Below are 15042 nucleotides of genomic sequence, written 5' to 3'. Positions count from 1 at the left end.
ATAAGTGCTGAAAGCATCTAAGCACGAAGCCCCCCTCAAGATAAGATTTCCCACTGGGTAACCAGGTAAGACACCTGAGAGAACATCAGGTAGATAGGCCGGAGGTGTAAGGGCAGTAATGTCTGTAGCCGACCGGTACTAATAAGTCGAGGGCTTGATCTAAAAAACAGAAGTCGGAGGTCAGAAATCAGAGGTTAGATTTAGAAGCAATTGGTAAACCAATTGTAACAACAATCGGACTTCGGACATCTGACATCAGACATCTAGCCTTGCAGGTAGAATACGCTGTGTAGTTTTCAGAGAATAACGCAAGTTTTAAAATTCTAAGGAATTTTTAAAACTGCTAAAAAACTCTATAGATTTTCGGTGGCGATGGCGGAGGGGTAACACCCGTTCCCATACCGAACACGGAAGTAAAGTCCTCCAGCGCCGATGGTACTAGGTTTTCCTGGGAGAGTAGGTCGTTGCCGAATTAATTTTTAAAAGCGAAGCTTAAATCTTAAATGATTTAGGCTTTACCATATTCCCTGGTAGCTCAATGGTAGAGCACTCGGCTGTTAACCGAGTTGTTGCTGGTTCGAGTCCAGCCCGGGGAGCCATTTGAATTTTAACTAGCCGTCTGAGCTAGTTTTTTGATTCTATAGAAGAATAAGGGGGACATGCCATTCAAGAAATTCCATAGTCGCACTATTTAGTGATTTATCTTGCAAAAGTTAAACTTAACATGTTATATTAATAAAAGAGTAAAATATAAATAAATAACTATACAACAATTTAAAGGAGTGCTATAATAGTGCTTTAATGTAATAAAATAGAAGGAATTTTTGTATAATATAATTGGCATTTAATGAAAAAATAGCTATTGCCATTTAAACAAACATCAGTAGTATTATTTAAAATATATTTCTACTTTTATGCACAGATTGAAAATTACTTGATAGTAATACCAAGGTTTTTCTTTTAAGGAGGTGTAAGTGTAGTTATATAGCAGTAAGTTTTTAAAGGAAATGATTTTAAAAGGAGGAGTTTGAAGGTGAGGAGAAAGTCTAGTATTTTGCTTGTTAGCCTATTGGTAGTTTTATTAATGTTTAGTGTTTTTGGTTGTGGTGGGGGGACTAGTGAAAACGGTGAAGAAAGTGGACCAACTATAATTGTTTCTTCAAAAACATTTACTGAAAGTATATTCCTAGGTGAAATGCTTGTAGAATTGTTGGAATACCATGGTTATCCAGTACAGAATGAGGTAGGTTTAGGTGAAACTGCTATATTAAGACCTGCTCTTGTATCAGGAGAAATCAGCATGTATTATGAATATACAGGAACTGTACTAATGACTGAAATGGAGCAACCTGGGATGTTTGATGCAGAGGAAGCCTATCAAGCTGTAAAAAATTGGGATATAGATACAAATAATATAGTTTGGTTGGATTATGCTCCTGGTAATAACACATATGAATTTATTGCCAGACCTGGCATAATGGAAGAATATGGGTTTGAAAAAGTCTCTGACTTTGTAGAGTACACTAATAATAATCCTGATAACGATTTGAAATTTGCTATGCTAGATGAGTGGTTTGAAAGAGAAGATGGTCTTGCTAGATTTTCTGATGTTTATGATTTAAACACAGACAATATTAATCCAATGTTTCTAGCAATGGGATTAACTTATGATGCTCTTAGAGAAAAACAGGCTGACTTTGGTATTGGTTTTTCTACAGATGGTAGAGTTGCTGCTTTTAGCTTAGAATCATTAGAAGATGACAAGAATTGCTTCCCAGTATATAATCCTGCACCAACAGTTAATGGAGATATAATGGAAGCTTATCCAGAAATTGCAGATATTATTAATGAGCTTTCGGCTCTATTAGATAATGAAACATTGATGGAGTTAAATAAGAGAGTTGATGTTGATGGTGAAGAAACATATGAAGTAGCTAAAGATTTTCTTCAGGAAAATGGATTAATCTAGTCAAAAATGTGTATTACCTGAATTAAATTACTGTAATTTGCAGATCCTTATTATTCCATTTAATAAGGATCTGTTTCTTTTTCTAAATCCTAAACTGCAGGATTTAGAACTGAACAGCTCCTGGATTAGCTCAGCTAGAAATTCACTAGTGAATTAAGTTTCGCTCTGCCCGATAGCTAACAGTTCTATAAATCCCAAACTGCAGGATTTAGAACTGAACAGCTCCTGGATTAGCTCAGCTAGAAATTCACTAGTGAATTAAGTTTCGCTCTATAGTAAAATGATAGATGTTGGGAAGAGAAAAGGTCAAGAAGGGTGTCTAGATGATTTTAATAAATGCAGTAAGAAAAGGCTTGCTTCAAGGTGTTTATGTTACGTATGATATTGCAAAAATTATTGTGCCAATCTATATTATTTTAAGTTTTCTAGAGGCTACAGGAATACTACAACAAATTGCTGTTTTAGCTGAACCTGTTATGGCATTAGTTGGGTTACCAGGGGAAATGTCTTTAGCTCTGGTATTGGGAAATGCAATAAATATCTACGCGGCTTTAGGTGTAATTGTTGCCATTGGAATAAATATGAAACAGGTGACTATTATTGCTGTAATGCTTCTATTTTCACATTCTCTACCAGTAGAATTAGGAGTGGCAAAAAAAACAGGCATACCAATTCTAGGAATAGCTATTTTGAGGATAACCATAGCATTTATTAGTGGCGTTATCTTAAATATTATCTTATAGAGGTGGCTTTATGGAATTTATATTAGAAACAGCATTGGCCGGATTATCAGGCAGTTTAAAGAGTGTATCTAAAATAGCCATGATTATAATTCCTATTATGGTCGTTATTGAAGTTCTGAAGGCATTATCTATCCTTGAAAAAATATATTTTTTAATTGAGCCCTTACTTAAACTTTTTAAACTTCCAAAGGAAGCAGCTCTTCCTTTGATGGCCGGATTGATTTTTGGGTTAACATTTGGAGCAGGGTTAATTATTCAAGCTGCTCGTGCGGGTTACTTATCTAACAAAGACCTGATTATTGTAAATGTATTTTTGGCTTTATGTCATTCTTTGCTAGAGGATACTTTTTTATTTGTAATAGTTGGCGCGAGTGCTGTTACATTAATCAGCATACGGCTTATTTCTGCTCTCATAATAACCTTTTTGCTTGCAAGGTATTTTGAAAATATTATTTGCTTTATCAAAAGAATTAAAGCTAAGAAAACTAATGGTTTGCATGAAGTGAATAAAGCGTAATAAAAGGAGCTATATGCTCCTTTTTTGCGTTATTCAAGAAAATTTTGAACTTGCATAAATTTTGTAATGATGGTCATAATATATGTAAGGTCAGATAAGGTCAAAAGGTTAAGGAAGGTCAAACCTTGACGGGAGGATATATACATGTCTAGTCTGGCAAATCAGATACAGAAGTATATAAAAGAATTATTAGCAAATAGTAATGATGGATATATTGAATTACAAAGAAGTAGGTTAGCAGCACAATTTCTATGTGTTCCTTCCCAGATAAATTATGTACTTAGAACCAGGTTTGGAGTGAAACAGGGTTACGTTGTGGAATCCCAGCAGGGTGGTGGGGGTTACTTGAGAATAATTAAGTTACCCTTAATAAAAGAACAACTACTACACTTAATTAATCAATCAATTGATACAAATGTTTCTGAACATGCAGCTTTAGAATTACTCAAAAGACTTCATGAAGAAGGACTCTTAACTAAAAGAGAAATGATTTTAATGAAAGTCCTAGTTCAACGAGAAACTTTTGGTGAAAAATTTGATAATAAAGAAGAAATAAGGGCAAAACTTATAAAAGCGATGCTCATAACATTATTGCGAAAAGAATTTCAGTAAACTCATTCAGCCAAGCTGAACATTGGGAACTCAGATGCAGACTCTACTCCACCTGATTTAGAGAGCCCACTTATAGAAGTGGGGATCTTGTAGAATATTTGGATAAATTTTTTGCGTCAGTTTAAATTATATTTTGGATGCTTTAGGCAAATTAGATAGGAGGTTTTGTAAATGTTTTGTGACGAGTGCAAAAAGAGGCCCGCTGCTGTTCATATAACAAAAATTATAAATAGTGCGAAGTCAGAAGTGAACTTATGTGAGGAATGTGCAAAAAAGTATCAACAAGAACTAGGTTTTAGTTTTGCTGATAATTTTTCCATTCATAAATTTTTAACAGGTCTTTTAGAAGCAGGCGGAAATGATGCTAGTATGGGAGAGGAATTGCAGGAAACTGTCAAATGTGAAAAATGCGGTGCTGATTATAGGCAGTTCCAGCAAAGTGGTAGATTTGGGTGTGCAAAATGCTATGACAGCTTTGGTAATAAAATCAATGTATTATTAAAAAGAGTGCATGGCAGTAATATACATGCTGGAAAGTTTCCCAAGAGGACAGGTTCTGACTTACGTATAAAGCAGGAAATTAAATCTTTGCGAAACAAACTACAAAGCCTTGTATTAGAAGAAGAGTTTGAAAAAGCCGTAGAAGTAAGAGATAAAATTAGGGATTTGGAGAAAAGTATTGAACCGAAAGGGGAAATATAATGCATAAAGAAAAATTGATTTCTTTAGAAGAAAAGTGGATCGCAGGGGAAGGTCAATACTCGGATGTTGTAGTCTCAACTCGGATAAGATTAGCTAGAAATTTAATAGATTTACCCTTTCCACATCTAATGAAACAGGAAGATATTGATATACAATTTAATATGATTGAAAAGACGATTGAAGCAATAGAACCAAAGTTAGATTTTTGGCTATTAAAAGATCTAAATAGTTTAGAAAAACGGATATTAGTTGAAAAGCATCTTATTAGCCCAGAACATGCTGATAGTGGTAAGGGTGCAGTTCTAATTAATGAAAATAGATCAATTAGCATCATGGTTATTGAAGAGGATCATCTAAGAATTCAGGCTATTTTGCCTGGATTAGATTTATTTGAAGCTTATAAAATTGCAGATCAAATAGATGACTTAATGGAAGAAAAGTTGGATATAGCTTTTAATGAAAAGTATGGTTTCCTAACATCGTGTCCAACAAATGTGGGTACTGGATTAAGAGCATCAGTAATGCTACACTTGCCCGGGTTAGTATTAACTAAACAAGCCAGTAGAATTCTATCCGCATTATCACAGGTTGGTGTTGTGGTAAGGGGCATTTATGGAGAGGGGACAGAAGCAGTAGGTAATCTTTTTCAAATTTCAAATCAAATAACCATAGGCAGAAGCGAAGATGAAATTATAAATAACCTGTATAGTGTTGTTCTAAAAATTATTGATCAAGAAAAAGCAGCTAGGGAGCTTTTAGCAAGAGAGATTGAACCTATTCTTTCTGATAAAGTTTGTAGAGCTTATGGAATATTGACTAATGCGCGGGTAATAACCTCTGAGGAAGCATTATCACTATTGTCTGATATGAAACTGGGAATTGATTTGAAAATTTTGGAGGGCATTGATCCTACCATTTTTACTAAAGCCATGGTTAGCATGCAGCCCGCATATCTTCAGTACTCCATGGGTAAGGAAATGTCACCAATGGAAAGAGATATCAATAGGTCACAAATAATTAGAGATTTGTTAAGGAGGTAATATGAAATGCTAAATAAATTCACAGAAAAAGCCCAAATGGTTTTGCGCCTTGCACATAAGGAGGCTGCTGCTATAGGTCAAAGCACATTAGATACTGAACATCTGCTATTAGGGATTCTTAAGGAGGGTAAAGGTATTGGAGCTAAAGCTCTTAGTTCTTTAGGAGTAGATCTAGAAACTGTTAGAGAAGAAACAATACAGCTTGCAGGGCAAAAAAATCCTATAACTCCCGGGAAAGAGATTCATATTGGGCCAAGGGCAAAAAAAGTAATTGAATTGGCATCGGAAGAGGCTAGAAACCTGGGTGTAAAATATATTGGGACAGAACATCTTCTTTTAGGATTACTTAAGGAAGGAGAAGGTGTAGCATCGAAAGTGCTTGCTAAATTACATGTGAATGATGAGAAGCTTACAATGCAGGTAATGAAATTGCTTGGTGGTTTTGGAGGATATTCTGGAGGGAATCAAGGATTGCAAGGCCCATTTGGGAATATTTTTAGCAATAACCAGGCTAAAAACAATGATAGCTTTAATCAGGGGAGTAACGGAACAAAAACTGCTACCTTAGATCAGTATGGAAGAGATTTAACACAGTTGGCAAAGGAAGATAAGCTAGACCCTATAATTGGACGAAGCAAGGAGATTGAAAGAATTATTCAGATTTTAAGTCGTAGAACTAAAAATAATCCCATACTAATAGGTGAACCAGGGGTTGGGAAAACGGCAATAGCTGAGGGTTTGGCACAAAAGATTACTTCTGGTGAAACTCCTGAGCTTCTAAAAGGTAAGAGAGTAATTACCCTTGATTTGTCTGGCATGGTTGCGGGGTCTAAATACAGGGGTGAGTTTGAGGAACGATTAAAAAAAGTAATGCAGGAGATACGTGATTCAGGAAATGTGATTCTGTTTATTGATGAACTACACACGTTAATTGGGGCCGGAGCTGCTGAAGGTGCCATTGATGCTGCAAATATTTTAAAACCAGCATTAGCAAGAGGTGAGCTGCAGTGTGTAGGAGCTACAACTTTAGATGAATACCAAAAGTACATCGAGAGGGATGCAGCTTTGGAAAGGAGATTTCAACCTGTTAAGGTGAATGAACCTTCCAAGGAAGAAGCTGTACTGATTCTTGTGGGCTTGCGAGATAAATATGAAGCACACCATAAAACTAAAATTACGGATGAAGCAATAGAGGCTGCTGTTAAGCTGTCAGATAGATACATTACAGAAAGGTTTCTACCAGACAAAGCAATAGATTTGATAGATGAGGCTGCTTCTAAGGTGCATTTGGCATCTTATATGGCTCCACCAGAAATGAAGGAATTTGAAAACAAGTTAGAATTTATCCAACAGGAAAAGCAAGAAGCTGTAAACGGTCAAGACTTTGAAAAAGCAGCCAACCTTAGGGATCAAGAGAAACAAATCAAAGAAAAATTGGAAGAAATGTCAACTCAATGGATTGCCAAAAAGGGTAAAGACACCATGGAGGTTACTGGTGAAGATATAGCACAAATTGTCTCGAGCTGGACTGGAGTTCCTGTAGCTAATCTTAAGCAAGAAGAAACAGACAGACTTCTTAAATTAGAGGAAATACTCCATGAAAGAGTAATAGGACAGGATGAAGCTGTAAAAGCAGTTGCCAGAGCTGTAAGGAGGGCAAGGGCGGGATTAAAAGACCCCAAGAGGCCGATTGGTTCCTTTATTTTCCTGGGGCCTACAGGGGTAGGCAAAACAGAGCTAGCTCGTGCACTAGCTGAGTCATTATTTGGAGATAAAGCTTCACTAGTAAGGCTGGATATGTCAGAGTATATGGAGAAGCACACAGTTTCAAGATTGATTGGAGCTCCTCCAGGGTATGTGGGATACGATGAAGGAGGTCAACTTACAGAGGCTGTTAGAAGAAAACCATATAGTGTTGTACTCTTAGATGAAATCGAGAAAGCACATCCTGAAGTATTTAATATATTACTTCAGGTCTTAGAAGATGGAAGATTAACTGATGCTAAAGGAAGAGTTGTAGACTTTAGAAACTCTGTATTAATCATGACTTCTAATGTGGGAGCTGATTTAATTCGTAAAGAAGCTACTATGGGGTTTGCTGTTCAGTCAGATGAGAGCAACTATGAAAAGATGAAATCAAGAATAATGGAAGACTTAAAGAGAACATTTAGACCTGAGTTTTTAAATAGAATAGATGAAACTATAGTCTTCCATTCACTAAAGATGGAGCATATTTTGCAGATAGTTGATTTGATGCTTGAGGAGCTTAATGAGAGGTTGAAAGAGAAAGGTTTTCTAGTTGAAGCATCAGAGGAAGGTAAGAAAAAGATAGCCGAAGAAGGATTTGATGAAAAGTTTGGAGCAAGGCCTCTAAGAAGAGCTATTTTGCGACTAGTAGAGGACAATTTATCTGAAGGCTTATTGGAAGGTAAATATCAACCAGGAGATAAGGTATTTATTAAAGTGGTAGACGATAAATTGGAGTTAGAAAAGATATAGACTAAAGGCACCTTAAATGAGGTGCTTTTAGTCTATCTATCAAGGATGCACTCTGTGGGCATGATTTCCAAGTTTCACTTTATTTCTACGAGGTATTTTGTTAGTCTATAAGAAAAGGAAACAGATGGGGGTTGTGGGGTGAAAAAAGTAAGGTATGTTTGTCAAGAATGCGGAAGTGTATCCCCGAGATGGATGGGAAAATGTCCTGACTGTGATAAGTGGGATAGTCTTGTTGAAGAAATGCCCCTTGCAAAAACAAATAAACAAGTGGTGTCTACAGCAGTTAAACCACTTTCATTGTCTGAGATTGCTGCTAATGAAGACGAAAGATTTCTTACCAATATCCCTGAATTAGACAGAGTGCTTGGTGGCGGGATTGTACCAGGTTCCTTGGTGTTAGTCGGTGGAGATCCTGGAATAGGTAAATCAACATTAGTATTACAAGCTTGTGGTAAAGTAGCCACCAGTTATGGGAAGGTTCTCTATATTTCCGCTGAAGAATCCGTTAGTCAAATAAAACTTAGGGCTACTAGGCTAAAAATCGAGTCAGAGACTCTGCTGATTTCTGCAGAGAATAATGTTGAAGTAGTAATAGAATTGATTCAAGAGGTTGCCCCCAGTTTGGTGGTTGTGGATTCGATTCAAACGGTATTTTTACCTGACTTTCCAAGTGCTCCTGGAAGCGTAGGTCAAGTTAGAGAATGCTCAGCCAAGCTGATGCATCTGGCAAAACAATTAAACACGCCGATTATTCTTACTGGCCACGTTACAAAAGAAGGAAGTATTGCTGGGCCGAGGGTTTTAGAGCATTTAGTTGATACTGTGCTATATTTTGAAAGCTATAAACACCATCAGTTTCGAATTCTGCGCTCAGTAAAGAATAGATTTGGATCAACAAATGAAATCGGAGTTTTTAGTATGACTGAAGTTGGCCTAGAAGAAGTCTACAACCCGTCACAGCTATTTCTATCAGAAAGACCATTAGGTAGTAGTGGTACTGCGGTAGTATGTTCTTTAGAAGGAACTAGGCCAATTTTACTAGAGATCCAAGCATTGGTCAGTTCTACACCTTACGGAAATCCGAGGAGGTTATGTACTGGAATAGAATTAAACAGAGCACTACTTATGATTGCAGTTCTAGACAAAAAAGTAGGACTTAATCTTGCTACTGAAGATGTTTATCTTAATATAGCTGGAGGAATACGTTCAAGTGAGCCATCCCTGGACCTTGGTATTTGTATTGCGATTGCTTCGGCATTTAAAAACAAGGTGGTAGATCCTAATACTCTTATATTTGGTGAAGTAGGTTTGACCGGTGAAATAAGAGGTATTGTAGACGCCCAAAAAAGGATAATAGAAGGGGAAAAATTAGGTTTTGAAAGGTGCATTTTGCCAAAAAGAAATCTCAATAATATTAACCCTGGGAAAATAGAGTTAATTGGAGTAAATAGAGTTGAAGAAGCACTTAATATAATTTTTGGTGGGTAGAATCAAAAAAGGCCCATAACAATATGAACCTTTATATGTACTAATACTATCTAAAATTAAACTTTCCCAGAGTAAGTACCTTTGAGTTTTCCTTAACTAGAATATCATCTAGATTTAATTTTAGAGTATTACAAAGAGCTGTAATATAAAACAGAAGTTTGCCAACCTCAGTCTCAATAATATCCTGACAATCAGGACATAGTTGTCCACATAAATCATTGGCAAGCATATTTTTGAGATCCAGAATATCTATTTCTTCAGGCCATTGGTGTTTTTTAGCTTCAATTTCGATACATCCGCATTGAGTAACTGCTTTAATTGTAGCACGGTTAACCTTAGCACTTGCCTCATCTGTCTTAGATAGTATATCAAGAATGCTCTTGTGTCTTATTGTGAATTGCGCAACTGTTTCTTGAAAATCTTTACATATTTCCTGATCCATTCTTTCACTCCTTTGCTAGGTTGATCCTTGCTTGAAATTGCTTCAATAGCTTTTGTATTTTAATTATACTGACAAAAGACTTGTCTTGTCAATGAAATGAAAGAATAAGATATTACCAGTTTAAAAGATGCATATTATTTGAATTCAAAGATATGTGATTAAACCCAGTATTAACTTGCATTAAATAACTGCAAAAAAAATAGCGTTAGGCTGATTGACAGGTTTTTAATGCTTATGATATAATAATTGCTATTTGACATAAATTCATCCTAACTGGTATACTTATGATATACTATGATTACCCCATGGAGGTAAACGAATGTTTAAAGTCGGCGACAAGGTTGTATATCCCATGCACGGGGCAGGAATAATAGAATCCATTGAAGAGAGAGAAGTTTTAGGAGAAATAAGAAGTTATTATATAATGAAGATTCCAATCGGCGAAATGAAGGTTATGGTTCCCATGGATAATGTTCAGGATATTGGGTTGCGTCAAGTTATAAATTCACAAGAGATGTCTGAAGTAATGGGAATTCTACAAGACCGAAATAGCACGATGAATGTTAGTTGGAATAAAAGATTTAGAGCTAACATGGATAAGATAAAAAGTGGAAATATTTTTGAAGTCGCCGAGGTCGTGCGAAATCTAGCTATTAGAGACAAAGATAAGGGTTTATCCACAGGTGAAAGAAAGATGTTAGAGAGTGCCAAACGTATTCTGGTTAGTGAACTAGTATTAGTCAATGATGTGGGTGAAGAACAAGTGGAAACTATGATACAGAAAGTGTTAGCTTAGAAGGGAACTAACTAACAGTTCCTTTTTTTATTTGTCTAAAGAAACAGATACTTCTTGCACCTATTTCCAGATATTTGTATAATAGTTGCAGTAGCTAGTTAAACTATAAGAAGGAGGTGAACTAATGTTCAAAAAAATAGCTAGAATAATTATTGCATTAATCATTGCGGCTGTGAGTTTTTCCGTAACTGTGTATGTATTAGATTTAAACTTCACAGGTGACATACCCCAGCAGGTAAAATGGGCAATAGCAGGCCTTATCACCATAGTCACAGCATTAATTGGTTTTACCATTGCACCATTAATCATCAATAGCATAATTCAATTAACAGAATGGCTTGAAGTGAAACTGCAAAAAACACCTACGTATGATATAGTTGCAGGTGTTATAGGTATTATTATTGGACTTATTATAGCCAATTTATTAGGCGTTTCATTTTCTGCGCTCCCTTTCGTTGGGGACTATATACCAATGATTACTAGTGTTGTATTTGGTTATGTAGGTTGGAGTGTAGGAACAAAGAAAAGAGATGAAATTCTTTCCGTAACAAATATTTTTAAGTTTGGGAAAGACAAGCAAGTTAAGTCAGTATCCAAAAATGATGGATATAAAATACTAGACACAAGTGTCATTATAGATGGCCGTATTTCAGACATTTGCAAAACTGGTTTTGTTGAGGGAACTCTTCTTATCCCTGGTTTTGTACTTGAAGAATTGAGACATATTGCTGATTCGTCTGATGCATTAAAAAGGAATAGGGGAAGAAGAGGCTTAGACATCCTCAATAAAATTCGCAAAGAACTGGATATTAAGGTTCAAATCTATGAGGAAGATATTGCGGATGTGGTAGAAGTGGACAGTAAACTTGTCAGACTTGCTCAGATGCTAAATGGTCAGGTGGTTACAAATGACTACAATCTAAATAAGGTTGCAGAATTGCAAGGTGTAAAGGTATTAAATATTAATGAACTTGCTAATGCAGTAAAACCAATTGTTCTACCTGGAGAAGAAATGGTAGTTCAAGTGATAAAAGACGGTAAAGAAAGTGGTCAGGGAGTAGCATATCTTGATGATGGTACTATGATAGTAGTTGAAAATGGAAGAAAATATATTAACCAAACTATACATGTTATAGTGACAAGTGTTTTACAAACGGCTGCTGGTAGAATGATTTTTGCTAAACCAAAGGGTGCCGAGAAGAATAACAATGGTACCAAGTCTTCCTGGGGAGAGGTGAAAGCAGGTGCCTTACGTAACTAGTATAGTGGTAGCAGCTGGCTTTGGTAGCCGAATGGGGACTCAGGTTAAAAAACAGTACCTAACTCTAAATAATAAACCACTACTGATATACACATTAGAAGTAATGGAAAAACAAGACAAGATTAATGGAACGGTTCTAGTGGTTCCAGCAACTGATGTCGATTTCTGCAAAGGTCTAATAAAAGAATACTCCATACAAAAAGTCTTAAATGTTGTATCAGGTGGAGATACCAGAGGGGCATCAGTATATAATGGCTTACAAGCTGTACCTAAGGATTCAGAATTTGTGGTCGTGCATGATGGTGCACGACCTTTTTTATCCCAGAAGGTTCTAGAAGAGGCCATTGAGACAGGGATTAAAAAAGGTGCTGCAATAGTTGCTGTACCCGTAAAGGATACTATAAAGCAAGCTAAGCCTGATGGGTATGTTCAAAACACACTAGAAAGAAGTTCCCTGTGGTCAGTACAGACACCTCAGGTTTTTTCTAAAAGTTTATTGGAAAAGTGCTACAATAACGCTTTTAAGGAAGGATTTCAAGGAACAGATGATGCTTCCTTGGTGGAAGCATATGGCCATCTAGTCAAGATAGTTCTGGGAGAGTATAGAAATATTAAAATTACTACCAAGGAAGATCTAGATTATGCAGAATACCTAGTAAAGCAAGGAGGTATATTATAAGTGCGTTTTGGGATAGGTTATGATGTACATAAATTAGTTGAAGGTCGAGATTTTATTCTAGGTGGAGTGAGGATTGATTATCCTAAGGGTCTAGATGGACATTCCGATGCAGATGTACTTCTCCACTCTATAATGGATGCCTTGTTAGGGGCGGTAGCCTCAAGAGATATAGGGCATCATTTTCCGGATACAGATTTAAAATACAAAGGTGCAGATAGTTTGATGCTATTAGATAAAGTGGATAAAATACTTTTAGAAGAAGGCTACAAGGTTAACAACTTGGATACAACCATTTTATGTCAGAAACCAAAGTTAGCATCCTTTATACCTAAAATGATTTATAATATTGCCAGATGTCTTGATGTACCGGAGAATTGTGTAAATGTGAAAGCCACCACAACTGAAGGGCTAGGTTTTGTGGGAAAAGAAGAAGGAATCGCAGTTATGTCCATAGCATCTGTTGTACCGATAGATGGCAGATGATATAATTATTTCTGACTTCAAAATTGTGATATTAGGTGCCCAGTTATGAGGCAGACAGACAAGTATACAAGGAGGAATTATTATGAAAGAAAAGGTCAGGGTAAGGTTTGCACCTAGTCCAACAGGACCTTTACATATTGGTGGTGCCAGATCAGTTCTCTTTAATTTCTTATTTGCAAAGGGTTTAGGGGGCACCCTTGTACTAAGGATTGAAGATACGGATTTAGAACGTTCCAGTAGGGAGTCAGAAGATAATATTAAAGGCTCGTTAAATTGGCTGGGATTAGACTGGGATGAAGGGATAGATGTTGGAGGTCCTTATGAGCCGTATAGGCAAACTGAGAGACTTAGTATCTATGATAAATATGTTAAACAGTTATTAGACTCTGGTAAGGCTTATGAATGCTATTGTTCAGAGGAAGAGTTAGAGGAACAAAGGGAATTGTGTAGACAAAATGGAGAGCTTCCTAGATATCTTAACAAATGTAGAAGTCTGACGAAAGAAGAAAGGGCAGAACTTGCAAAAAATCGTAAAAGCGTAGTCCGTTTTAGGGTACCAGAAGGTGAGGCCATTAGAATAGATGATAAGGTTAGAGGTATTGTAACTTTTGAATCGGATGGCATTGGTGACTTTATTATTGTAAAGTCTGATGGGATACCTACATATAATTTCGCAGTTGTTTTAGATGATGCCACTATGGAAATAACCCATGTTATTAGGGGTGAGGAACACCTTACAAATACACCTCGTCAAATTCTGCTATATAAAGCCCTGGGGTTACCAATACCTACATTTGCTCATGTATCTTTGATTTTGGGTAAAGACCGCTCCAAGATGAGTAAGAGAGATGGGGATACTTCAGTAGAGGAATATAGAAAGAAAGGCTATTTACCAGAAGCCCTTATAAATTTCTTAGCTTTGATGGGTTGGTCCCCTGAAGGGGAAGAGGAGATCTTTTCAATGGAACAACTTATTGAAAAATTTTCATTAGATAGGGTCTCGAAAAGCCCTGCAGTATTTGATATTGAGAAGTTAAATCATCTTAATGGTTATTATATTCGTAACACCGCTATTGACATGATTACCAAAATGGCAATACCCTACCTTCAAGAAGCTGGATATATCCATGCAGACATAGACTCAGAGAAGGAGATGTGGCTCCAAGGGGTTGTAAGTGTAGCTAGAAAATATATTGCCTATATGGCTGAGATTACAGAGCATGTGGATGTTTATTTTAATGATGAATTTAAAGTAGAGGATGATAAGGCCATCGAAGCATTAAAGGGTGAGCAAGTACCACAAGTTCTCCAGCTTTTACAGAGAAAGATTGAAAAAGGAGCACTAAATCCAGAAGGCGTAAAAGCTATGTTAAAAGAAATCTGCACAGATTTAAGCCTTGGGGGTAAAAAGGTTTTCATGCCGGTTAGGGTTGCCCTCACAGGAAAGACTAAAGGACCAGAAATGCATGATTTGATTCCCCTTTTAGGACCAGAAAGAATAGCAAATAGGATACAAAACTCCATGTCTCAAATATAATAATAAGTAGAAAATAAATAATATATTATAATAGCTAAAGTTGTTGACATGTAGTATCTAAACCCTTATAATGTGAAACAAAAAATCACTAAAGGTAATGACTAGGAGGGTAATCGGTCTATAACCTACAGAGAGGATCCCTTTTGGCTGAAAGGATCCGGTCTAAGCCGACGAATGCACCTAGAAACCTAACTGCTGAAAATGGATTTTGTCCGATGACTATCACCGCTAGCTTTTGGCGTAAGTGGGAGATAAGCGGTGCTACGTCCCTGGA

Annotated in this window: 14 protein-coding genes, 1 tRNA gene, 2 rRNA genes and 2 other annotated features; of the genes, 16 read left to right on the top strand and 1 reads right to left on the bottom strand. The window is 36.5% G+C overall.

The window, feature by feature from the left end:
* The 11 genes from APF76_01855 to APF76_01805 all read left to right on the top strand — a co-directional run.
* A 23S ribosomal RNA gene (locus APF76_01855) occupies positions 1 to 165 on the top strand; the annotation flags it as partial.
* A gap of 9 nt (positions 166 to 174) precedes the next feature.
* Positions 175 to 253, top strand: a sequence feature (possible 16S ribosomal RNA but 16S or 23S rRNA prediction is too short).
* Positions 177 to 267: a sequence feature (possible 23S ribosomal RNA but 16S or 23S rRNA prediction is too short), on the top strand. It overlaps the preceding feature by 77 nt.
* Before the next feature lie 95 nt (positions 268 to 362).
* Positions 363 to 473: ribosomal RNA gene (locus tag APF76_01850) — 5S ribosomal RNA — on the top strand.
* Between the two features lie 51 nt (positions 474 to 524).
* A tRNA-Asn gene (locus APF76_01845) sits at positions 525 to 599 on the top strand.
* 434 nt (positions 600 to 1033) lie between these two features.
* A complete protein-coding gene (locus tag APF76_01840) occupies positions 1034 to 1969 on the top strand; it encodes a hypothetical protein (protein ID KUO49936.1) in 936 nt (311 codons plus the stop codon).
* Positions 1970 to 2292: 323 nt separating this feature from the next.
* On the top strand, positions 2293 to 2712 hold the full coding sequence (locus APF76_01835) for a hypothetical protein (protein ID KUO49935.1): 420 nt from the start codon (positions 2293 to 2295) through the stop codon (positions 2710 to 2712).
* A 10-nt stretch (positions 2713 to 2722) separates the two neighbouring features.
* Positions 2723 to 3229: a hypothetical protein gene (locus APF76_01830; GenBank protein KUO49934.1), complete on the top strand. Its 507-nt coding sequence runs from the start codon at positions 2723 to 2725 to the stop codon at positions 3227 to 3229.
* A gap of 144 nt (positions 3230 to 3373) precedes the next feature.
* The gene (locus tag APF76_01825) at positions 3374 to 3841 is read left to right on the top strand and encodes a hypothetical protein (GenBank protein ID KUO49933.1); all 468 of its coding nucleotides are present in this window, start codon (positions 3374 to 3376) and stop codon (positions 3839 to 3841) included.
* Between the two features lie 171 nt (positions 3842 to 4012).
* A complete protein-coding gene (locus APF76_01820; protein KUO49932.1) occupies positions 4013 to 4543 on the top strand; it encodes a hypothetical protein in 531 nt (176 codons plus the stop codon).
* Entirely contained in the window at positions 4543 to 5583 is a 1041-nt protein-coding gene (locus APF76_01815; protein ID KUO49931.1) for an ATP--guanido phosphotransferase, read from the top strand. The genes APF76_01820 and APF76_01815 overlap by 1 nt, the downstream gene beginning before the upstream one ends.
* Before the next feature lie 6 nt (positions 5584 to 5589).
* Positions 5590 to 8082 carry an ATP-dependent Clp protease ATP-binding subunit ClpC gene (locus APF76_01810; protein KUO49930.1) on the top strand — a complete coding sequence of 831 codons (2493 nt, stop codon included), beginning with the start codon at positions 5590 to 5592 and terminating at the stop codon, positions 8080 to 8082.
* A 192-nt stretch (positions 8083 to 8274) separates the two neighbouring features.
* Entirely contained in the window at positions 8275 to 9570 is a 1296-nt protein-coding gene (locus APF76_01805) for a DNA repair protein RadA (protein KUO49940.1), read from the top strand.
* Between the two features lie 46 nt (positions 9571 to 9616).
* On the opposite strand, the gene APF76_01800 is transcribed toward APF76_01805, so the two are convergent.
* Positions 9617 to 10012, bottom strand: coding sequence for a hypothetical protein (locus APF76_01800; protein ID KUO49929.1), 396 nt, complete (start codon positions 10010 to 10012; stop codon positions 9617 to 9619).
* 319 nt (positions 10013 to 10331) lie between these two features.
* Between APF76_01800 and APF76_01795 the strand changes: the two genes are divergently transcribed.
* From APF76_01795 to APF76_01775, 5 genes are all read left to right on the top strand, one after another.
* On the top strand, positions 10332 to 10808 hold the full coding sequence (locus APF76_01795) for a CarD family transcriptional regulator (GenBank protein ID KUO49928.1): 477 nt from the start codon (positions 10332 to 10334) through the stop codon (positions 10806 to 10808).
* 124 nt (positions 10809 to 10932) lie between these two features.
* The gene (locus APF76_01790) at positions 10933 to 12069 is read left to right on the top strand and encodes a twitching motility protein PilT (GenBank protein KUO49927.1); all 1137 of its coding nucleotides are present in this window, start codon (positions 10933 to 10935) and stop codon (positions 12067 to 12069) included.
* 31 nt (positions 12070 to 12100) lie between these two features.
* Positions 12101 to 12748 carry a hypothetical protein gene (locus APF76_01785; protein ID KUO49939.1) on the top strand — a complete coding sequence of 216 codons (648 nt, stop codon included), beginning with the start codon at positions 12101 to 12103 and terminating at the stop codon, positions 12746 to 12748.
* Complete coding sequence (locus APF76_01780) at positions 12749 to 13231, top strand: 2-C-methyl-D-erythritol 2,4-cyclodiphosphate synthase (GenBank protein ID KUO49926.1); 483 nt, start codon at positions 12749 to 12751, stop codon at positions 13229 to 13231.
* An 82-nt stretch (positions 13232 to 13313) separates the two neighbouring features.
* Positions 13314 to 14768, top strand: a complete 1455-nt coding sequence (locus tag APF76_01775; protein KUO49925.1) for a glutamate--tRNA ligase — start codon at positions 13314 to 13316, stop codon at positions 14766 to 14768.
* Positions 14769 to 15042: the final 274 nt, after the last annotated feature.

This window comes from Desulfitibacter sp. BRH_c19, assembly GCA_001515945.1.
Taxonomy (GTDB): Bacteria; Bacillota; DSM-16504; order Desulfitibacterales; family Desulfitibacteraceae; genus Desulfitibacter.
The sequence above is the reverse complement of the archived record's forward strand: the minus strand, read 5'-3'. Positions and strand labels throughout refer to the sequence as shown.

Bases quoted from the DNA above. Each gene is read 5' to 3' on its own strand.
- APF76_01785 (KUO49939.1), top strand. From the start codon at position 12,101: ATGGGGACTCAGGTTAAAAAACAGTACCTAACTCTAAATAATAAACCA.
- APF76_01790 (KUO49927.1), top strand. From the start codon at position 10,933: ATGTTCAAAAAAATAGCTAGAATAATTATTGCATTAATCATTGCGGCT.
- APF76_01830 (KUO49934.1), top strand. From the start codon at position 2,723: ATGGAATTTATATTAGAAACAGCATTGGCCGGATTATCAGGCAGTTTA.
- APF76_01815 (KUO49931.1), top strand. From the start codon at position 4,543: ATGCATAAAGAAAAATTGATTTCTTTAGAAGAAAAGTGGATCGCAGGG.
- APF76_01810 (KUO49930.1), top strand. From the start codon at position 5,590: ATGCTAAATAAATTCACAGAAAAAGCCCAAATGGTTTTGCGCCTTGCA.
- APF76_01800 (KUO49929.1), bottom strand. From the start codon at position 10,012: ATGGATCAGGAAATATGTAAAGATTTTCAAGAAACAGTTGCGCAATTC.
- APF76_01805 (KUO49940.1), top strand. From the start codon at position 8,275: ATGGGAAAATGTCCTGACTGTGATAAGTGGGATAGTCTTGTTGAAGAA.
- APF76_01825 (KUO49933.1), top strand. From the start codon at position 3,374: ATGTCTAGTCTGGCAAATCAGATACAGAAGTATATAAAAGAATTATTA.
- APF76_01775 (KUO49925.1), top strand. From the start codon at position 13,314: ATGAAAGAAAAGGTCAGGGTAAGGTTTGCACCTAGTCCAACAGGACCT.
- APF76_01820 (KUO49932.1), top strand. From the start codon at position 4,013: ATGTTTTGTGACGAGTGCAAAAAGAGGCCCGCTGCTGTTCATATAACA.
- APF76_01835 (KUO49935.1), top strand. From the start codon at position 2,293: ATGATTTTAATAAATGCAGTAAGAAAAGGCTTGCTTCAAGGTGTTTAT.
- APF76_01795 (KUO49928.1), top strand. From the start codon at position 10,332: ATGTTTAAAGTCGGCGACAAGGTTGTATATCCCATGCACGGGGCAGGA.